Source organism: Thermostichus sp. MS-CIW-25, from assembly GCF_054060015.1.
The window spans coordinates 1-18,051 of record NZ_JBSSCS010000003.1 but is presented as its reverse complement, the minus strand read 5'-3'; the positions used below and the strand labels follow the sequence as shown (position 1 = coordinate 18,051).

General features: G+C 58.7%; 19 protein-coding genes, 1 tRNA gene and 1 pseudogene. 16 read left to right on the top strand and 5 right to left on the bottom strand.

From position 1 onward, the window contains the following. Positions 1–84 precede the first annotated feature (84 nt). Both ACVWZ1_RS01815 and ACVWZ1_RS01810 read right to left on the bottom strand, forming a co-directional pair. Positions 85–1,068, bottom strand: coding sequence for an ABC transporter ATP-binding protein (locus ACVWZ1_RS01815; protein ID WP_457384207.1), 984 nt, complete (start codon positions 1,066–1,068; stop codon positions 85–87). A gap of 132 nt (positions 1,069–1,200) precedes the next feature. Then, on the bottom strand, positions 1,201–1,350 hold the full coding sequence (locus ACVWZ1_RS01810) for a hypothetical protein (RefSeq protein ID WP_187147236.1): 150 nt from the start codon (positions 1,348–1,350) through the stop codon (positions 1,201–1,203). Positions 1,351–1,366: 16 nt separating this feature from the next. Here ACVWZ1_RS01810 and ACVWZ1_RS01805 point away from each other — a divergent pair, with 16 nt between their 5' ends. Together ACVWZ1_RS01805 and ACVWZ1_RS01800 are read left to right on the top strand one after the other, a co-directional pair. Further along, positions 1,367–2,161 (top strand): CDP-alcohol phosphatidyltransferase family protein, encoded by a 795-nt coding sequence (locus ACVWZ1_RS01805; RefSeq protein WP_457502382.1) that lies wholly within the window; start codon positions 1,367–1,369, stop codon positions 2,159–2,161. 102 nt (positions 2,162–2,263) lie between these two features. Further along, positions 2,264–3,121, top strand: a complete 858-nt coding sequence (locus tag ACVWZ1_RS01800) for a methyltransferase domain-containing protein (protein WP_457502381.1) — start codon at positions 2,264–2,266, stop codon at positions 3,119–3,121. Between the two features lie 47 nt (positions 3,122–3,168). Here ACVWZ1_RS01800 and ACVWZ1_RS01795 read toward each other — a convergent pair whose 3' ends face one another. After that, a complete protein-coding gene (locus ACVWZ1_RS01795) occupies positions 3,169–3,909 on the bottom strand; it encodes a uracil-DNA glycosylase (RefSeq protein ID WP_457384204.1) in 741 nt (246 codons plus the stop codon). A 160-nt stretch (positions 3,910–4,069) separates the two neighbouring features. Between ACVWZ1_RS01795 and ACVWZ1_RS01790 the strand changes: the two genes are divergently transcribed. The 8 genes from ACVWZ1_RS01790 (at position 4,070) to ACVWZ1_RS01755 (ending at position 10,318) form a co-directional block, all read left to right on the top strand. Then, entirely contained in the window at positions 4,070–5,530 is a 1,461-nt protein-coding gene (locus ACVWZ1_RS01790; protein WP_414344863.1) for a TldD/PmbA family protein, read from the top strand. A gap of 145 nt (positions 5,531–5,675) precedes the next feature. Beyond that, positions 5,676–5,981 carry a hypothetical protein gene (locus tag ACVWZ1_RS01785; RefSeq protein WP_457502380.1) on the top strand — a complete coding sequence of 102 codons (306 nt, stop codon included), beginning with the start codon at positions 5,676–5,678 and terminating at the stop codon, positions 5,979–5,981. Continuing rightward, the gene (locus ACVWZ1_RS01780; protein ID WP_457502379.1) at positions 5,978–6,379 is read left to right on the top strand and encodes a DUF4351 domain-containing protein; all 402 of its coding nucleotides are present in this window, start codon (positions 5,978–5,980) and stop codon (positions 6,377–6,379) included. Before ACVWZ1_RS01785 ends, ACVWZ1_RS01780 begins: the two co-directional genes overlap by 4 nt. Before the next feature lie 4 nt (positions 6,380–6,383). Continuing rightward, positions 6,384–7,526: an RNA-guided endonuclease InsQ/TnpB family protein gene (locus tag ACVWZ1_RS01775; RefSeq protein WP_457502378.1), complete on the top strand. Its 1,143-nt coding sequence runs from the start codon at positions 6,384–6,386 to the stop codon at positions 7,524–7,526. A 54-nt stretch (positions 7,527–7,580) separates the two neighbouring features. After that, positions 7,581–8,921: a TldD/PmbA family protein gene (locus ACVWZ1_RS01770; protein ID WP_457502377.1), complete on the top strand. Its 1,341-nt coding sequence runs from the start codon at positions 7,581–7,583 to the stop codon at positions 8,919–8,921. A 15-nt stretch (positions 8,922–8,936) separates the two neighbouring features. Further along, entirely contained in the window at positions 8,937–9,734 is a 798-nt protein-coding gene (locus ACVWZ1_RS01765) for an MBL fold metallo-hydrolase (RefSeq protein WP_457502376.1), read from the top strand. Next, positions 9,731–10,159 carry a DUF2358 domain-containing protein gene (locus ACVWZ1_RS01760; protein ID WP_457502375.1) on the top strand — a complete coding sequence of 143 codons (429 nt, stop codon included), beginning with the start codon at positions 9,731–9,733 and terminating at the stop codon, positions 10,157–10,159. Before ACVWZ1_RS01765 ends, ACVWZ1_RS01760 begins: the two co-directional genes overlap by 4 nt. Before the next feature lie 74 nt (positions 10,160–10,233). Further along, a tRNA-Ser gene (locus ACVWZ1_RS01755) sits at positions 10,234–10,318 on the top strand. Positions 10,319–10,736: 418 nt separating this feature from the next. Here ACVWZ1_RS01755 and ACVWZ1_RS01750 read toward each other — a convergent pair. Beyond that, positions 10,737–11,096, bottom strand: coding sequence for a hypothetical protein (locus tag ACVWZ1_RS01750; RefSeq protein ID WP_414331067.1), 360 nt, complete (start codon positions 11,094–11,096; stop codon positions 10,737–10,739). A gap of 40 nt (positions 11,097–11,136) precedes the next feature. Beyond that, the gene (locus tag ACVWZ1_RS01745) at positions 11,137–13,548 is read right to left on the bottom strand and encodes a DEAD/DEAH box helicase (RefSeq protein ID WP_457466705.1); all 2,412 of its coding nucleotides are present in this window, start codon (positions 13,546–13,548) and stop codon (positions 11,137–11,139) included. Between the two features lie 297 nt (positions 13,549–13,845). On the opposite strand from ACVWZ1_RS01745, the gene ACVWZ1_RS01740 reads away from it, so the two are divergent. From ACVWZ1_RS01740 to ACVWZ1_RS01715, 6 genes and pseudogenes are all read left to right on the top strand, one after another. Then, the gene (locus tag ACVWZ1_RS01740; RefSeq protein ID WP_457502374.1) at positions 13,846–14,502 is read left to right on the top strand and encodes a CpcT/CpeT family chromophore lyase; all 657 of its coding nucleotides are present in this window, start codon (positions 13,846–13,848) and stop codon (positions 14,500–14,502) included. Then, the gene (locus ACVWZ1_RS01735) at positions 14,477–14,617 is read left to right on the top strand and encodes a hypothetical protein (RefSeq protein WP_457466703.1); all 141 of its coding nucleotides are present in this window, start codon (positions 14,477–14,479) and stop codon (positions 14,615–14,617) included. Before ACVWZ1_RS01740 ends, ACVWZ1_RS01735 begins: the two co-directional genes overlap by 26 nt. Positions 14,618–14,656: 39 nt before the next feature. Beyond that, positions 14,657–15,499: pseudogene (locus ACVWZ1_RS01730) on the top strand (YihY/virulence factor BrkB family protein). Between the two features lie 24 nt (positions 15,500–15,523). Beyond that, on the top strand, positions 15,524–16,621 hold the full coding sequence (locus ACVWZ1_RS01725; protein ID WP_457466702.1) for an L-threonylcarbamoyladenylate synthase: 1,098 nt from the start codon (positions 15,524–15,526) through the stop codon (positions 16,619–16,621). After that, on the top strand, positions 16,591–17,130 hold the full coding sequence (gene purE, locus ACVWZ1_RS01720; protein WP_457466701.1) for a 5-(carboxyamino)imidazole ribonucleotide mutase: 540 nt from the start codon (positions 16,591–16,593) through the stop codon (positions 17,128–17,130). Before ACVWZ1_RS01725 ends, purE begins: the two co-directional genes overlap by 31 nt. A gap of 66 nt (positions 17,131–17,196) precedes the next feature. After that, entirely contained in the window at positions 17,197–17,955 is a 759-nt protein-coding gene (locus tag ACVWZ1_RS01715) for a hypothetical protein (RefSeq protein ID WP_457502373.1), read from the top strand. Positions 17,956–18,051 lie beyond the last annotated feature (96 nt).

Sequence of the window (18,051 nt, the reverse complement as noted above, 5' to 3'; positions counted from 1 at the left end):
ACAGGGTCCCCTACTGGGAAATACTCAGGGCAGAACTCCGTCCTGCTCTCGGGGTTCTCCATAGCACCAGTGCGAACGGCCAGCCTAGGCAGAGACCGGATGATCCCCTTCAATGGCCCGCACTTGCTCCACAAAGAATTCTTCTAGGGATTGCCGTTGCCAATGCAAGTCGGTGACCAGTGCCCCCGCTTGGTTCAAAAGGCTCAGCAACTCTGGTAGGGATCCACTCCATTCCCCCGACCAATGGGATCCCTGAATCGAGAAGTGCTCTAGGCGGTCGCGGAACTGTTCGACGGCGCCACCGTGCCCCTGTACCCGATAGCTTTTGCTCTCTCCCAGCAAGTCATCCAAAGTTCCCTGATGCACCAATTTGCCGCCGATGATCAGGCCGACTCGGTTGCAGATAACTTCCACATCCGCCAGGATATGGCTGTTGAAAAACACCGTTTTGCCCTGCTGCTTGAGGGACAGAATGATCTCGCGCATTTGATAGCGGCCCATCGGATCCAACCCCGACATCGGCTCATCCAGAAACACCAGCTCTGGGTCGTTGATCAGCGCTTGGGCCATGCCAGTGCGCTGCAGCATGCCCTTGGAGTAGGTGCGCAGTTGTTTTTTGCGGGCCGTATCTATAGAAAGCCCCACCAGCTCCAGCAGTTGCGGGATCCGCTCCTTCAACAGGCTATTGGGCAGACCAAACACCTTGCCGGCAAACTGGAGAAACTCCCATGCCGTCAAGTAATCGTAAAAATAGGGGTTCTCCGGCAAATATCCCACCTGTTGCTTGATGGAGCGATCCCCCAGGGGTTTGCCCAGCAAAGTGCCGCTGCCGCGGGTGGGCTCCACAATGCCCAGTAGGCATTTGATGGTGGTGGTTTTCCCGGCCCCGTTGGGCCCCAGCAGCCCAAAGGTTTCTCCGCGGGCCACAGTCAGAGAAAAATCTTTGAGGGGGCTGACCACCTTGTTCAGCCAAAATCCTGTGCGATAGGTTTTGGTCAGGCCGGTGATGGCAATGGCCGGCTCTGGTGCCGCGAACGCTTCTGCTGGGGAAGTGGGGGTCTCGCTCATGGACTCGCTCGTAGGTATGTTGGAGTTGAGGGAGAAAAAGGTGCCGCGAACACCGAGTTAAGGAGCACACAGTCCGCCAGGCGATAGGCTACCCAGCCTAACCTTTAGTTTACCCACAGGCTTTGTCCCAGCCTAGGCTTGCCGCAGCACTTCCGGTAGAGGAAAGGGGCCAGAGCAAACATACTCCGCGTAGGTATCCGCTTCATTCGCAACAGCGGTGCGGTTCCTTTGCCGTAGGCACAGCACTTTGCTCTGACCTCCCTTCAGTAGCATTCTCATCATCTGGGATGATTCTGGGATGATGATTTCCATCGCGTTGGCGGTGCGGAGCAAGAAAATTGAATCCAGAGGTTTTGTGCCTCTGGCCTCTGGGATCCCAGCCGGTGGTGATCATCGGCAACAGCGTTGCAGAGCAATAAGAAAGGAGTGTTTCTTGCTGGATAAGGTGCTTAGGCAGTGGAAGGAGCGGCTGTTGGCTCCAGTGCTGCAAACCCCTCTCCAACAGGTGCATCCCCTAGCCATTACCCTGTCGGGGTTTGCCATGGGCCTGGCCTCTGGGACAGCGGCAGCTTACGGGGCCTACGGGTGGGGGCTGGGCCTGTGGTTGCTGAACCGGTTTATGGACGGGCTGGACGGCACGTTGGCTCGTCTGCAGGGACGGCAAAGCGATCTGGGGGGCTACCTGGATATGCTGCTGGACGTGGTGGTCTACGCAGTCGTTCCCCTGGGGCTGGCCTTTCACCAGGGATCCCTGCTGGGCTATGCTTCTCTGGCTCTGATGCTGGCCAGCTTTTACATCAACCTTTGCTCCTGGATGTATTTGGCAGGGCTGTTGGAAAAACGGCGTTCGCGACAGCGTTGCGGAGCAACAAGGACGGATGGCACTGTCGGGGCGGGATCCCTGGATGAACTGACCAGCTTAAGTATGCCGTCGGGGCTTATCGAGGGCAGCGAAACCATCTTTTTCTACGGCTTGTTTTTCCTTTTCCCGGAGTACATGGTGGGCTTGTTTGGGCTGATGGCAATTCTGGTGCTCTTCAGTGCTGTGCAGCGGTTGGTTTGGGCGCTGGGATCGCTTTCTGCTCCAAGGTGAGCCCGGAAAGGGTCTGTTACTATGGCTCCGTCCGGCTGGCGCAAGGGTTCCCCATCACGGGCGAGAGGATCCAAAATAAAAAAGCCATGGAGATCTGTTGCCATGACCTCCACCCTCAACCAACGCATTCGCCACTTCTACGATGCCTCCTCCGGCCTCTGGGAGCGGGTGTGGGGGGAGCACATGCACCATGGCTATTACGAGCCGGGCCAAACCGGTAAGGATCGCCGCCAAGCTCAGATTGACTTGATCGACAGGGTTATCCAGTGGGGCCAGATCGGGGATCCCTGCTCTCCCCAGCACATTCTCGATCTTGGCTGTGGCATTGGGGGGAGCAGTTTGGAATTAGCCCAGCGCTTCGGGGCACAGGTTACGGGCATTACCCTCAGCCCCGTCCAAGCCCAGCGGGCCGGGGAGCGCGCCCAAGAGGCCGGCCTGAGCAACAAGGTGCGATTTCAGGTGGCCGATGCCCTGGAGATGCCCTTTGCAGACAACACCTTTGATCTGGTGTGGTCTTTGGAAAGCGGCGAGCACATGCCGGATAAGCGGCAGTTTCTGGCCGAGGGCTGGCGGGTCTTGCAACCGGGCGGGCAGTTGATGGTGGTGACCTGGTGCCACCGCGAGGGATCCCTGAGCCAGCAGGATCAACAGCTTTTGCAGAAAATCTACGAGGTGTACTGCCTGCCCTATGTGATCAGCCTCTCCAGCTACGAGGCTCTGGCCCAACAGGTGGGCTTTGAGCAGGTGCGCAGCGCCGACTGGTCGGAGCGGGTGGCCCCTTTCTGGGATGAGGTGATCGCTTCTGCCCGCGACTGGCGCTGGATCTGGGCTTTGCTGCGCAGCGGCTGGGTTACCGTTCGCGGGGCGCTGGGGCTGGGCCTGATGCGTCAGGCTTATGCCACCGGCTTGCTCCGCTTTGGCCTCTTGACTGGGTTCAAACCTGGGGATCAGCCAAGGTAGGGATCCCTTGCTCCCCTTTGGGAGGAGGGGCGCTTGGGGAAATGGGCTCAAAAGTTGGGCTGGGGCGGTGCTGTGCCGGTGAGTTCCAGATACTTTTGCTTCACCGCCTGAATATCCTGCCACATCAACCACTTGGGGCTGCCAGGGGTGCGGTCTGGGTTGCGCAGCAGATAGGCCGGGTGAAAAATGGGCATACACCAGCGTCCCTGCCACTGGATCCATTCCCCGCGGATCTTGGTGATCCCTCGCTTCTCGCCCAAAAGGGAGCGCACCGAGGTGGCCCCCGTGAGCAGAATAATCCAGGGATCCACCAGGCGAATCTGCTCCAACAGATAGGGACGGCAGGCGTCCATCTCCTCCTGGGTGGGCACGCGGTTGTTAGGGGGGCGGCACTTGACCACATTACAGATGTAGGTGTCCTGCTCGGGATCCAGCCCCACCGAAGCCAGGATTTTATCCAGCAATTGTCCCGACTTGCCCACAAAAGGCAGCCCCTGCAGGTCTTCGCTTTCCCCTGGCCCCTCTCCGATGATTAAAATCCTTGCCTTGGGGTTGCCCCGATGCACCACCACATGGGTACGGCTGGCTGCCAAGTCGCAGCGCTGGCATACCAAACAATGCTGCTTCAGTTGCTCCAAATCCCTGTAAGTGCCGGGGGGGATGGACACCTGGGCCGACAGGGGGATCTGATCCCACTGGGGGAGTGTCTCCTCCGCCGGGGCTGGCGGCTCGATGGGATCGTCAAACAGGCTGGGCTGAAGCTCCGGCGGTTTTTTCTTGGCAGCCATTGCAAGTCGAGGTTTCCTTGTGCAGCGATCTTCGATTGCTCCCCCGCCCTTGTCAAGCTCAAGGCCAACCTGCCGGCAGGGGAGAACCTTTACTCCTTGTTAAACTGAGAAAACGAAAACTTGCGCCGGCCTTAGCTCGTCTCTACTCCCTGAGCCTGCCATGCTGCTTTTGTCCAAAGAACTGCCCAACCTGAACTACCGTCATACTCTACAGCGCTTCGACGAGGATTGGCGGGATCCCCTCTCTGCCCTGTTGGGCTGGGGGCGCGCTGCCGGTGCCGATTTGGTGGAGATTTTTCTAGAACGGGGCAATTCCATCAGTTGCCTGGCCGAAGATGACGCCATCACCAGCATCACCCCACGGCTCTCCACCGGGGCCGGCGTGCGGGTGTTTCGCGGCTTGGCCGACTGCTACGTCAGCACCAACGATCTGTCCTTTGCCGGTCTCAAGGCTGCTCTGGAGAAGGGCCTTTCGCTGATGGGCCTCACCCCTCCCGGCCCCACAGCGCTGGTTTCTGCCATCAACCTGGAGATGCTGCAGGACTACGGCGAGCGTCGCCGCAAAGATGGCTGGTTGAAGGAATGTAGCCCCATTGCGGAGATGGGGGAGATCCTGCTCAAAGCCAACGAGCAACTGGGTCGCCAAGCCCGCCATGTGCAGTCCCGCCGCACCACCTATTTCCGCGATTGGCAAGAGATTCTGGTGGCCTGCAGCGATGGCACCTTTGTGCGGGATGTGCGCCTCACCCAATCCGTGAGCTCTACGCTGCTCTGTGCCGATGGATCCCATCGCGCCTCTGTCAGTCAACGCTCCGGCGGTACGGGGGATCCCGACTTTCTGCGCCGCTGGGATCTGGAGGCCCACAGCCGGGAGCTGGCAGAAGCTGCCGGCCAGATGCTCTATGCCGACTATGTGGAATCCGGCACCTACCCGATTGTGATGTCCAACGCCTTTGGCGGCGTCATTTTCCACGAAGCCTGCGGCCACTTGTTGGAAACCACCCAAATTGAGCGCAAAACCACGCCCTTTGCCGACAAAAAAGGCCAGAAGATTGCCCACAAAAACCTTACCGCCTGGGATGAAGGTCTCTCTGAAGGGGCCTTTGGCAGCCTGGATGTGGATGACGAGGGGATGCCCGTCCAGCGCACTCTGCTGATCGAGAAGGGCATTTTGAAAAACTTCTTGGCGGATCGGGCTGGCTCAATGCGCACCGGCCACCCCCGCACCGGCAGCGGTCGCCGCCAAAACTACACCTTTGCCCCTGCCAGCCGTATGCGCAACACTTACATCGCCCCTGGAGATGCAGAGTTGGACGATCTTTTTGCTTCTATCGACAAAGGCATTTACTGCAAGCGTATGGGGGGAGGGAGCGTCGGCCCCACTGGGCAATTTAACTTCGCCGTCGAAGAAGCCTATCTCATCGAAAACGGCAAGATTACCAAACCCCTCAAGGGAGCCACTCTGATCGGAGAAGCCAAAGACATCTTGACCAAAATTTCCATGTGTTCTAAGGACCTCAGCTTGGCAGCTGGGTTCTGTGGCTCTGTAAGTGGCAGCATTTACGTCACCGTCGGGCAGCCTCACATCAAGGTAGATTCCATTACCGTGGGCGGTCGCTAATTCCAGGGATCCACCTCGACATGGCCTATGACAACGTCTGCAAATATCTGGCCGAGCGTTTCCCAGAGCAGTTTGTCCGCTGGCTCATGGGAGAAGTGGCTCGGCTCCGACTCTATCGGAGTATCCTCACCTATCGGTGCAGCAGGTGGTCATTGACTTGCGCAAAACGGGGTCGGAGGGAGTTTTCCAGACCTCTTTTCGTCTAGAGAGGCTGAGCCATGAGTTTGATGTTGTCCGCCTGTGGGAATGCGATTTGAGGGCCGGAGCGGATCGGCAAGCCCTGCTACCGTTTCGGGTTCTAAGCCAGGTGGAAGATCCAGCAGAAACCTTGCGAGAGGTGGTCAGTGAGCTAGAGAGCTTGGCAGACCCCAGTGAGAGAAGGGAATTGGCAGCCGCAACAGCCGTCTTGGCAGGACTAGCATTGGATCGGGGTTTGATTGGCAGATCATGAGGTCTTTGGATATGAGGGAATCGGTGATCTACCAAGAGTGGCGGGCAGAAGCTCTGCGAGAGGGACTGGAAGAAGGACGCAAAGAAGGACTACAACTGGGCCTGCAACAAGGGTTACAACAGGGACTACAACAAGGATTACAGCAGGGATTGCAACACGGGGAAGCAACGCTGGTTTTGCGGCTGCTCAGGCGGAAGTTGGGATCCCTTGGCCCGGCCCTTGAGAATAAGATTTGGGCTTTGTCAACGTCACAACTGGAGGCGCTGGGGGAAGCTCTGTTGGACTTCAGCAGCTCGGAAGAGTTGACCGCCTGGCTGGCCCGTCAGCTAGAAACCGCAGGAGCCCCGCTCTCTGCCCACAGGGCAAGGGTCGGGAGGAATGTGAGTAAAATGCAATAAGGCTATGACCCAAGTCCTGACCGTTTCTTGCAAGCTCAAGGTGTCCCAGTCGCAAGCCGCCAAATTGGACGAGACATTGGATGCTTTATCGCTACGCGACGCTAACGCGAACGGCCAAGCCTTGAACTGGGTCAACCAAAACACACCCGAGAAAGTCGTCAACCCACTGAAACTCCAATCCCTGTGCTACTACGAAATCCGTGCCCGTTTCGGCTTGTCCAGTAATTTGGCAAGGACTACGTCCCGCTTACGCGACCAACAGATATGCAGACGGGTAGCGTCTGCTCGCAAGGTGGCACAACAGAAAAACCGCCCGGTCAAAGCGTTCAAGGGCGGCTTTGCTACCTATGATGCTCGTCTCTTTTCGTTCCGCGAGAAAGACTGGACGGTGTCGCTGACCACGGTGGAGGGTCGAGAGCGCTTTGAGCTGGCGATTGGTCATTACCAGAGAGAACAGTTGGCAGGCTCCAATCCCAAATCGGCCACTCTGGTCAAGCGCAAAGACGGTTCCTACTCCATCCAGATTTGCGTGGAAGCAAAGTTACCGGAGCGGCAGAACACAGCTCGGGTAATAGGCGTGGATTTGGGAAGGACAGATATTGCCCATACGTCAGAGGGGGACAACTGGAATGGACAGCAGTTGAACAGAGTCCGAGACCACTACTCCCGGTTGAGGGCGGTACTCCAACGCAAAAAGGGCACACGCAGTTCGCGGCGCAGATGCAGAGAACTGTTGCAACGGCTGTCTGGTAAGGAGAAGCGTATCAACCAACAACCCCGCAGCAAAGCCGAGCGGCGCAGGGCCAACAGTTGGGCGTTCTACCAACTGAGGCAGTTTCTGGAATACAAGGCGAGAGTTGCAGGGGTTTCTCTGATCCTTGTTCCGCCTGCTTATACCTCGCAGACCTGTCACAAGTGTTTGCACATCCATCCCGACCCTGCGCAATCCTATCGCAGTGGGAAGCAGTTTAAGTGTGGGCACTGTGGATGGGAAGGGGATGCGGACTGGAATGGGGCCAACATGATTGCCAAACTTGGGGCTGCTGTAAACCAGCCTAGAGGTCCGTGGTTGGCTTGCCAACTACAGGGCTACCGAAAGCCTGCACTCTTTCGCTTTAGCGGTGCGGAGCGCTCTGCGTCAGCATGAGTGCGGGTAGTTTACTAGAGGCGCTGGATGGCAACAGGAACTTGGGGAGTGGCAATGGTGCAAGTCGAGGTGTTGGCAGAACAGGCACAAAGCTGTGCCCAGCGGTTGGGGATCCCTCAGTTTGATCTCTACGGGGCTCAAGTGGATGAAACCAGCGTGCAGGTAGATCATGGGGAACCTCGCCAGGTCAAGGCTTCCCACCGCTGCAGCGTGACGGTGCGGGCCTGGAACGACCAGGGTCAGGTGGGGGTGACCTCCACCACCGATGTGGATGAGGCGGGGCTGGAACTGGCCCTGCAAACGGCCTTTGAAGCCAGCCGTTTTGGCCTGCGGGAACATGCCCCTCAATTCAGCCCAGAAGCCACTCTGCCTATTGCTCAGCCTTGTAACGACAAAGGGCCGTTGGCTTTGGCTGGCGACTTGTTGGAACAGTTGGTGGCTGCTGAAAAGGCACTGCTGGGATCCCATCCCGCCATTCAGGGGGTGCCCTACAACGGCCTAGCGCAGCGGCAAATCAACCGCTTCTACCTCAACAGCCACCAAGCCCTGCGACAAGAGGAGCATACCCTCGCTTCGGTTTTTCTCTACAGCAAGGCAGAGCAAGAGGGCCGCAAACCCCGCAGTGCCGGAGCCATGCGAGTGGCCCGCAGCCTGGATGAGTTGGATATCCAGGGTTGTGTGCAGGAAGCTGCTGAGAAATTGATGAGCCATCTGGAGTACGAGCGGATCCCCTCTGGAAAATACACAGTGGTCTTTTCCGGAGAAGCCTTTTTGAGTTTGTTGAGCGCCTTCTCCAATGTGTTCAATGCTCAAAACATTTTGGACAACCAAAGCCTGTCCACCCCAGAATCCCTGGGCAAGACCATTGCCTCGCCTCTTCTATCGGTGTGTGACGATGCCCTACACCCGACCAATGTGGGAGCGATCAGCTTTGATGGCGAAGGCACCCCCACCCGCCGTGTCCCCCTCATCACCAATGGGGTCTTGACCCACTTTTTGCACAGCGCCGGTACGGCTAAGCGCCTAGGAGCCAAGCCCACTGGCCATGCCAACATCGGCGCCAAGGTCACAGTTGCCGCCCACTACTACCATGTATTTGCCGGGGCACCGCCGGAGAGCACCTATGACTTGGCTACGGCTGAAAATGTAGTTTGGATCGATGAGCTGCAAGCGCTTCATGCCGGCGTTAAGCCCCTACAGGGATCCTTCTCGCTGCCGTTTCAGGGGTGGTGGGTGCGCCAAGGAGAACGCATCAGCATCGAAGCGGCCACGGTGGCCGGAGACTTCCTGGAGCTGTTGAAGTCGATTTTCTACGTCGAGCCCGAGCCGCAAGTCACACCCGGTGGGCTGTGTCCCCGCATTTGGGTTGCCGATCTCTCCATTACCGGGCAATAACCTCACTTCAAACTCATGCAACTGACCCGCATCGACCTCAACAGTTGGCTCATCCACACCCGGGAGCAAACCTTCCTATTGGATCCGTGGCTGGTGGATCCCCTGGTGTTTCTGGGGATCCCCTGGTTCATCCGCCTGGAGCACCGCCAGCCGCTCCCTTTTACGCCGGAGACCTTGCCCAAAATCGACGGGATCCTCCTCAGCCAAGCCCAGCCGGATCACTGCCACCCGCCAACGCTGCAGCGCCTGGATAAGCGAATCCCCGTTTTGGCTTCGCCGGCTGCGGCCAGAGTCGTGAAGAGTCTGGGATTTGCAACGGTTCAAGCTCTGGATCCCTGGCAGTCCGCTCAGTGGGGGGATCTGCGGGTCACAGCCATTCCCGGTGCGCCCCTAGGGCCTGTCCGTGAGCTGGGCTATCTGCTGGAAGAGGTGCCCTCTCAGACACGGCTTTACTACGAGCCTCATCTGTCCCAGCCGGATGTCCGCCCGCGGCTGCAGCAGGAATTGTGCCCCATTCATACTCTGCTGATCCCGGTGGTGGGGCAGATCTTTCCCCTCTTGGGAGAGGTGATCATGGGGCCAGAGCGGGCCCTGGAGGTGGTGGCAGCCCTACGCCCCCAGCAGGTGATCCCTACGGCGATGGGAGAGGTGGACTACCACGGGTGGTTTGCCGCCCAGATCCGCCCCTTGGGCAGCCTGCAGGAGTTTCGAGAAAAGCTGGCAGCCTTGAATGCCGCCACGTCCCAATCTATCCGGTTGTGTTGCCCTGCCCCCGGAGAAACGGTGTCTCTTTCTGTTGCGGCCAAGCTATGAGCCTTCCTTCCCCAGCCCCGCCTAGCGCCGATCTGGTGGCCATCTTGCGGGCAGATTATGCTCGCTTTCCCAAAAATCAAACTTATTCGATTTACGATCCCCAGGTTTACTTCCGGGATCCCCTCAACGAGTTTCGCGGCTTGGATCGCTATCGCCGCATGATCGAGGGGATAGGGCGTTGGATAGAGGATATCCGTCTCGAGCTGCAGGATATTCGACAAACCGGCAGCCAGATCCGCACCGAGTGGATCCTAAGCGGTTCTTTGGCTTTGCCTTGGCGTCCCCGCCTGTGCATCCCCGGCTGGACAGAGATGCAGATCAATGAGACGGGGTTGATCGGATCCCATGTTGATTACTGGCGGTGCTCTCGCCGGCAAGTGCTGCTGCAAATGTTTCGGCCTGGGGAGCCCAAAGGATCCCGTTAATAGCTTCCATCCTTTGCTAGGATCACAAAGCTGACTTTTTAGCCCTCCTGGAAAGTCGCCCCTATTCTCAATCTGGAGAGATGGCCGAGTGGTCGAAGGCGCAGCACTGGAAATGCTGTGTGGGGCAACTCACCGTGGGTTCGAATCCCACTCTCTCCGCTGGAACTTGTTTGTGAGAGCAACTCACCGTGGGTAAGGCCATCCGGCCCGCTGGCGCGACCGAATCCCACTCTCTCCGCTGGAACTTGTTTGTGAGAGCAACTCACCGTGGGTAGGGCCATCCGGCCCGCTGGCGCGACCGAATCCCACTCTCTCCGTAATCCGATAACGTCCACTGAAGTCCAGAAAGCTCTTACCCAGCAAGGCTTCTGGGCTTTTTAGTGTCCACGATAGACCGGGGAAACCCACTGTAATCCAGGCTAAAGTGGGACACAATAGGGGATATAACAGACGGGGTGGGACATGGCCCTGTCAGAGGTGGCCATTCGGAATGCCAAACTCAAGGACAAGCCGTACCAGTTGCCGAATAGAGAAGCAAGGCCATCCTGCCTGCCGAAGTTTTTGCCGAACCAGCTGACTATAGACTAACGGCCAACCGTAGGACGATGCCGACAAGAGCTACGGTGGCAGCTCCAATCAAGGCAAAAGCCAGGTTAACCACTTGGGCGCTAGCCTTTTGATAGGTGTCAATTCGTTCTAGGATCACCCGGTTTTCTATCCCCTGCTCGGCCCAACGTCTCTCCTGCTCAGCCCAACGTCTTTCCTGCTCGGCCCAGCGCTTTGCTTGATCGGCTGCCAGGGCTTCTAGCCGCTCGTTGGTTCTGGAGACATCCTGCCGGAGTCCTTCCACATCCTGTCGGATCTCTTCCACATCTTGCCGGATCTCTTCAATAACACTCAACACATCCCTGAGGGTGGGTTCACCGGCGGGCATCATAGAGCTGCAACCTCACTGAACAGCAAACGGTCTGAGCTCGCTAGATCAACTCGCTCACCGGGAAGCGATCCAGCATTTTTTGGGCTTGACGGGCATTTTCCCGTAACTCCGCCGGCAGATGGGGAACATAAGGGATCTGAGAAAGCAAATCCAGCGTGCGGCGGATCAGGCGCACCAGGTCTCCGGCATCTAGGTTGGTGCTGGCTTCCAGGGTCTCCCAAGGGATCCCTTGAGCCCAATGTTCGACGATCCCAGCCAAGCTGGGCTCAAACCCGATCGGCACATGAAACACCTGGTGTTGCCGTTGGCTGCGGAACAGCTGCCGCCGTAAACCCCGCAATCCGTGCAGCACATCCTCCACCAGCCCCGAGGTGCGCAGCCGGCTGTAGGTACCTGAACGGGGAGCCTCTGAGACCAAGGCAGCCACAACTCCGGCCAAATGATGGGGAGCACAGCCCTGACACTCACCCGAGAGCAGAGCCAGCGCCAGCCAGAGCTCGTTATCCCCCCGCAGCGCGGCCACCACCTCTCCGCTATCGGTAGGTTGATATTCTTGCAGACAGTTGAAATCCTGCAACACCCCCACCAAGGCCATAAATTGCTGCCAGCGCAACTCCTGCACGGAATCGCTTTGCCGCTCCAGGTGCTCGAGGCGCTTGAGCAAGCGCTGGCGTTTTTCTCGCAAACCCAGCAATTTTTTCCCCACTTGGTGAGCGGGGTTCTCTCGGATTTGAGCTTCTAGGGCGCGAATTTTTTCCTCTTGGGCTTGGATGTGGGGAAAAGCCAACAGCCGCAAGGTGGGATCCGGCTCGGCTTCCCGTTGTTTGAGCAAGTAGCGCAAAATGCGCCGTTCTTCCCGCCGTTGCGCCTGCATTTTCTCATAGCGGGCAATGTCTTCGTCGGAAACGTTTGCCAGGATGCGATCGATCTCTTGTAGCTCGGCCCGCGTGTGTTGGATTTCCTGTTGTGCGGGCAACTTTTGCAACGAGAGCAAATATTGTCCAAAGCTGCGGTTGATCAGATCCCGTGCTGCTTCCAAAGAGTGCTTTTGCAGCAGGTTCAGCACCATGCCATAGGTGGGGGTAAACTGGCTCACCAAGGGATCCGCTCCAGAGGTGGCCAGCTGTGCAGCTTCTTGGGCCCCCTCAAACGGGGATTGCACCGTCACCACATGGCCGATGATGTCCTTGCCCCGCCGTCCGGCTCGGCCCGACATTTGCATGAACTCAGAAGCGGTCAAGAGGCGGTGGCCGTTGTCGGTGCGCTTAGAAAGGGAGGAGATGACAGTTGTGCGGGCAGGCATGTTGATCCCGGCGGCCAAAGTCTCAGTGGCGAAGACCAGCTTCACTAGCCCCTGCTGAAATAGATGCTCCACCAGTCCCTTCCAGGCAGGCAACATGCCGGCATGGTGAGCGGCAATACCCCGGTAAAGGGCATCCAACTGATCTCGGCGGACAGCTTCGGGCGTTTCTCGACAAAAGCGGTCGATCTGCTCGGCCAACTGCTGCCGTTCTTCCTCGCTGGCTACCAAGTCCAGATCCCTTACGCTGGCCACGGCCATATCACAGCCTTTGCGACTGAAGATGAAATAGATGGCCGGCAGCATGTCCCGCTGGCGCAAGTTTTCCAACACCTGCGCTATGTCCGGCACTCCTGCCCAGGAGGGCTCGTGGGAGTTGGGCCGTTTGCTTTTCAAGCGGCGGTTGCGAACCCACTGCCCCGACTCCGTTTGTTCCAGCAGCGGAAATAGCCCTTTGCGATTGGCAAAGTGAAATTGCAGCGGCACCGGGCGGTGGTTGGAGTCGATCAGATGGGTGGGGCCATGCACCTGGTTCATCCAATCGGTGAGCTGGTCGCTGTTGGCCAGGGTGGCAGAAAGGGCAATGAGCTGGATCGTGGGGGGGCAGTAGATGATTGCTTCTTCCCAGACGGTGCCCCGCTGCTGGTCGTTCATGTAATGGCATTCGTCCAGGATCACCGCCTGCACCTCTCGCAAGGGATCCCGACTCAGGGCCTCCGCCTCCTCCCAAGGTTCCATCCCATCGCCAGAGGCTCCTCTCTGAACGGCCAGAGAGAGCGGCGTGCCATAGAGCATGTTGCGGAAGATCTCGGTGGTCATCACCAAGATCGGCGCCTCCCGGTTGATGGAGATGTCGCCGGTGAGCAGGCCAACCTGTTCCGGGCCGAATTGCTGGCCAAAATCCCGGAACTTTTGGTTGGAGAGGGCCTTCAGGGGCGTTGTATAGAAAACCCGCTTGCCCTGGGATAGGGCCCGATAGATGGCATACTCTCCGATCAGGGTCTTGCCGGATCCCGTGGGAGCACAGACCACCACCGATTCCCCAGCAGCCAGAACCTGAATGGCTCGGATCTGAAAGTCGTCCAGCTCGAAGGGGAAAAGCTGCCGCAACTCGTCCAGCAAATCGGTTGCCGGGGAGAGAAGCGCACTCATGGGATCCAAATCAACATTGGGAAACCTGGAAACCCGCCCAATTCACTGCTTCCTGTGGGTTGTACCTTCTAGGATACAAGCTTTCTTGGGGCGTCGACTGCTCCCCTGCAAAAAGCGCCGGCTACTCCGCTTTGGATGGCCCACTGAGCCCGAGAACAGCAGCTTGGGTAATTTTGTAAAGTGGGTCATGGAGCGCGCCATCGCGACGGAGTCCTCGACAATTGGGCAAAGTCTGCAGGATCAGGAGCGCTCGATCTGAATCTTCTCGATTTCAATCCATTGAATCCATCTGAACCTATGTCTGTTTCCCCCCAACTAGCTCAACTGGCCACCTGGATGGCAGGGCACTTCAACAACCTACAACAGGCGATTGCAGAGCCCGTCTGGTTTGCCAACATTCATGTGTACCAATGCCCCTTGCCTTGGTCGGTGTTGCAGGGGGTGGGGTTTTACGTGGAGCAACTGTACGACATTTATCCTGAGCAGCCTTACCGACAGCGGGTGATCCACCTCTTCGATACTCCAGATGGGATCCGGATTCAAAACTATGCTCTGACAGCTCCTGACTCCTACAGGTGCGCCGGTCGGGAGTTGTTGCTAAGCAACGCTTACGCGAAGGGGAAATTGGCCGGTCTGACAGCAGCGGAGTTGGAACTCTTGCCCGGCTGTGTCACCCAGGTGGAATGGACGGGATCCTGCTATCGGGGCCGCAGCCTACCCGGCAAAGGCTGTGTTGTTGAACGCAAAGGCAGAACCACCTATTTGTACAGCGAATTTGAAATCGGGGCCGACTATTTTCACAGCTTGGATCAAGGTCGGGATCCAGAGACCGATCAAGTGATCTGGGGATCCCTATCCGGGCCTTTTCGGTTTGTCAAAAAACAGGATTTTTCCCAGTACCTACCCCGGTGGGCTGAAGTGCTAAACCATGAGGCTGCTGGAGCGACTGGTTGAGCGGCTGTGGGCGCTGGGGATCCCGTTCGCGTCGTCAGGACGGACTTCCCGGCGAGAGTTGGTCTGGCTAACCCTGCGGTTGGCCTGGGAAAACGCGATGCGCTACCGGCTGTAAGGACTCCGTCCCGCTTACGCGATTGGCTTGGCCTCTGAAATGGCCTATAGCTCGGTGTTGGCGCTGTTCCCCTTCATCCTCACGCTCCTGACCGGGGTTGGGCTGTTTGTCGGCTCCTCTGAGCAAGCCTTCGAGCGCTTGATGGAGCAGTTGAGCCAAATTGCTCCCCATGAGGCTCTGGCGCTTTTGGATCGGTATGTGCGCGAGCTCCGCTTTGGGCAAAAAAGTGCTCCGCACCGCTGACGCGAACGGGGGCTGTTGTCCCTCAGCTTTTTGGGCACCCTGTGGGCTGCTTCTGGAGCCATGGGGGCGGTGATGACAGCTTTGGATCTCAGCCATGAGATCCCTCAAGATAGGCGCCGTCCCTTCTGGAGACGCAAGCTGATCTCGCTGGTTTGGATGCTCGCCACCCTGGGGTTGACCGGACTGGCCAGCTTGATCTTTTTGTTCAGTGCCAGCTTTTTGCGCTTCTTGGCCATGAAAGCGAGATCCTTAGCCCAGGAGGTTGGCGGGCCGACTCAGTTGGATCCCCTGCGAGAGCTGGGGTTGAACTTGTGGGGGATCCTCACTTGGCCAATTTCCTTGGGGCTGGTCGTCTTCTCCTGCTGGGTGCTGTATCGATTTGGCCCCAGCCTGCGCCGACCCCAAATCCCGATTTGGCCGGGGGCCATCGTGGCCAGCCTACTGTGGGTTGGGGTGTCGTGGGGGTTGCGGATTTACGTGGAGCACTTTGGGCAGTTCAACCAAGTCTACAGGGCGGTGGGGGCGGTTATTGTTCTGCTGCTCTGGGTTTGGCTCACTTCCTTGGCGCTGCTGTTTGGGGATCAAATCAACATCGCCCTCTACCAGGCGCGAAAATGGATTGCAGAACGGGATCCCTAGCCCCACCCCAAATCCGAGTTATGGATGCAGACGGAAATTCTTTCGCCCACTCCTGAGCACATTGCCGTAGCGGCGGCAGCCTTGCTGCAGGGCCAGTTGGTGGCCATCCCCACGGAGACGGTTTACGGCCTGGCGGGCAATGGCTTGGATGAGCAGGCAGTGGCAAACATTTTTGCCGCCAAGGAGCGCCCCCGCTTCGATCCCCTGATCCTGCATCTGCCGGCTGGGGTGACCCTAGAGCAGCTGCAGGGGTGGCTGGTGGATGTGTCGGCTTTTACTCCCACCGCCCGTGCTCTGCTGGGATCCCTGATCGACACCTTCTGGCCGGGGCCCCTAACCTTGGTGCTGCCCAAGTGTCCCACCGTGCCGGATCTGGTGAGCAGCGGGTTGCCTACTGTTGCCCTGCGGGTGCCTGCTCACCCGGTGGCTCAAGCTTTGTTGCAGGCGGTGCAAACCCCTCTGGCTGCCCCCAGTGCCAATCGCTTTGGCCGCATCAGCCCCACCTCGGCCCAGGCCGTCTATGCAGAGCTGGGAGGGCGGATCCCCTACATCTTGGACGGGGGAGAGTGTGCCGTGGGCCTAGAATCCACCGTGCTGAAGCTCAGCCCCGAGGGGATCCCGACGCTGCTGCGCCCAGGAGGGATCCCGCTGGAAGCCCTAGAAGCTCACCTGAAACTGCCCATCCGGGCCTCTGAGGACGGCAAAACGGGCCCGCCGGAAGCGCCAGGACGGCTGAGCAGCCACTATGCCCCCAGTAAGCCCCTCCGGCTTTTGCCCACCCCTTTTGCCCAGCTTCAGCCCGGCGATTGGCAACAGGTGCAGCACCTGACAACCGGTCATTCCCACCTGGGCATCCTCAGCTTTGCCACGGATCCGCAGGCTCTGCTGAACACCCTCTCCCGCCATTGGCCGGGGATCACGTTCAGTTTGGAGTGTTTGGGTTCGGATCTCAAGGCAGCCGCCCGCGCCCTCTTTGCCAGCTTGCGCCGCCTGGATGAGGGAGATGCCACACTCCTGTTGGCAGAACCCCCGCCCATCTTGACGGGGTTGGGCTATGCGATGATGGATCGGCTACGCCGGGCCAGCAGCCTATGGAACCTTCCCCCCTCGTTGCCATCGTAATGGGCAGCGATTCCGATTTGCCCACCCTTGCACCTGCCGCCCAGGTGTGTGAGGAGTTTGGGATCCCTTACCAATTGCAGATCCTCAGCGCCCATCGCACTCCCGAGGCCATGGTAGAGTTTGCCCGCTGCGCCCATACCCAAGGGATCCGCGTCATCATTGCCGGGGCAGGGGGAGCAGCCCATTTGCCGGGGATGGTGGCCTCTCTCACCCCTCTGCCGGTGATCGGGGTGCCGGTGCTCAGCCCATCCCTGCAGGGGATCGACTCCTTATACTCGATTGTGCAAATGCCCAAAGGGATCCCGGTGGCCACGGTGGCCATTGGCAACGGCTACAATGCGGGTCTGCTGGCGGTGCAGATCCTGGCCAGTGGAGATCCCGACCTGCTCCGGCGGGTGATCGCCTATCGGGAAAGCCTAAAACAGGCGGTGCAGGAGAAAAACGACCAGTTGCAAACCCAAGGGTGGAAAGCCTACCTCGACTCTATAAAGCATAAGAGCATAATTTAAGGAGCGTTGATCTATCTTGCCGCTTGCAAAGGGTCAGGTGCGACAGAGTTTTGGGAGTTGCCATCGGTGAAGCATCAATCGGGTCGCCCTTCTTCCGGCCAGGGATCCTGGCCAGAGTATCTGCAGCGGGTGGGGCGTGGGGCAGTGGAGACGGGATCCCAAGTTGCTCTGTGGATCCTAGCAGGGCCGCAATGGCGGGTTTTGGCTCTGTCGGCCTTGGCATTGGCGGGGCTGGCCTTCTGGAACGGGCGGCTGGCGCTCTCTCTGGGGGTGGGCACCTTGGTGATGTTGGGGCTACAGGGGGTGCGCAGCCCTGAGTTCAACCGCCGCTGGCAGGAGTGGCAAGCTTGGTTTCGGCAGGCGGATCGCTGGCTTTTGCTGGCAATTGGTTCGGGAGCAGCCGCCACCTTGGGCACCTACACCCTTGTCTCCATCTGGGCGGAATCCAACCAGCGTTGGCTGGCCACCGGCGCCATTTTACAGGGATTGGCCACCCTAGCCTTGTTGTCGCTGCTGTTTGGGGAGTGGCTCAGCCGCCGACAAGAGCGGCAACGTTCTCAATTGGAGCGCGATCTCAGCGACGTTGCCTCTCCCGATCCCTTCAGACGGCTGGCGGGCGTTCGCCGCTTGCAGAGTTTAATGTCTCACTTGGATCCCGAGCAAACCCGGCTGGCGGTGGATTATCTGCGGTTGGCCCTCGACCAAGAAACGGTAGCCGTCGTGCGGGAAGCCCTGCTGGAAGCCCTACAGGGATGGGGGATCCTGCGCCGCCTCAACGATTTGACCGATCTCAAGCACCCCAGCAGGGATCCCTCTTCAAACTAATGTCACCTATTTTCGGGCTGGAGGCCCGCACCATAGCCGCAGGCTTGGTGCCGGGAGGAAAGCCCGCCTCCATATAAGTGTACTGGGACAAAACCT

What these genes read in the sequence shown, in the direction of transcription:
- ACVWZ1_RS01815 (WP_457384207.1), bottom strand. Translation starts at nt 1,068, where the DNA reads ATGAGCGAGACCCCCACTTCCCCAGCAGAAGCGTTCGCGGCACCAGAG.
- ACVWZ1_RS01810 (WP_187147236.1), bottom strand. Translation starts at nt 1,350, where the DNA reads ATGATGAGAATGCTACTGAAGGGAGGTCAGAGCAAAGTGCTGTGCCTA.
- ACVWZ1_RS01805 (WP_457502382.1), top strand. Translation starts at nt 1,367, where the DNA reads ATGATGATTTCCATCGCGTTGGCGGTGCGGAGCAAGAAAATTGAATCC.
- ACVWZ1_RS01800 (WP_457502381.1), top strand. Translation starts at nt 2,264, where the DNA reads ATGACCTCCACCCTCAACCAACGCATTCGCCACTTCTACGATGCCTCC.
- ACVWZ1_RS01795 (WP_457384204.1), bottom strand. Translation starts at nt 3,909, where the DNA reads ATGGCTGCCAAGAAAAAACCGCCGGAGCTTCAGCCCAGCCTGTTTGAC.
- ACVWZ1_RS01790 (WP_414344863.1), top strand. Translation starts at nt 4,070, where the DNA reads ATGCTGCTTTTGTCCAAAGAACTGCCCAACCTGAACTACCGTCATACT.
- ACVWZ1_RS01780 (WP_457502379.1), top strand. Translation starts at nt 5,978, where the DNA reads ATGAGGTCTTTGGATATGAGGGAATCGGTGATCTACCAAGAGTGGCGG.
- ACVWZ1_RS01775 (WP_457502378.1), top strand. Translation starts at nt 6,384, where the DNA reads ATGACCCAAGTCCTGACCGTTTCTTGCAAGCTCAAGGTGTCCCAGTCG.
- ACVWZ1_RS01770 (WP_457502377.1), top strand. Translation starts at nt 7,581, where the DNA reads ATGGTGCAAGTCGAGGTGTTGGCAGAACAGGCACAAAGCTGTGCCCAG.
- ACVWZ1_RS01765 (WP_457502376.1), top strand. Translation starts at nt 8,937, where the DNA reads ATGCAACTGACCCGCATCGACCTCAACAGTTGGCTCATCCACACCCGG.
- ACVWZ1_RS01760 (WP_457502375.1), top strand. Translation starts at nt 9,731, where the DNA reads ATGAGCCTTCCTTCCCCAGCCCCGCCTAGCGCCGATCTGGTGGCCATC.
- ACVWZ1_RS01750 (WP_414331067.1), bottom strand. Translation starts at nt 11,096, where the DNA reads ATGATGCCCGCCGGTGAACCCACCCTCAGGGATGTGTTGAGTGTTATT.
- ACVWZ1_RS01745 (WP_457466705.1), bottom strand. Translation starts at nt 13,548, where the DNA reads ATGAGTGCGCTTCTCTCCCCGGCAACCGATTTGCTGGACGAGTTGCGG.
- ACVWZ1_RS01740 (WP_457502374.1), top strand. Translation starts at nt 13,846, where the DNA reads ATGTCTGTTTCCCCCCAACTAGCTCAACTGGCCACCTGGATGGCAGGG.
- ACVWZ1_RS01735 (WP_457466703.1), top strand. Translation starts at nt 14,477, where the DNA reads ATGAGGCTGCTGGAGCGACTGGTTGAGCGGCTGTGGGCGCTGGGGATC.
- ACVWZ1_RS01725 (WP_457466702.1), top strand. Translation starts at nt 15,524, where the DNA reads ATGCAGACGGAAATTCTTTCGCCCACTCCTGAGCACATTGCCGTAGCG.
- purE (WP_457466701.1), top strand. Translation starts at nt 16,591, where the DNA reads ATGGAACCTTCCCCCCTCGTTGCCATCGTAATGGGCAGCGATTCCGAT.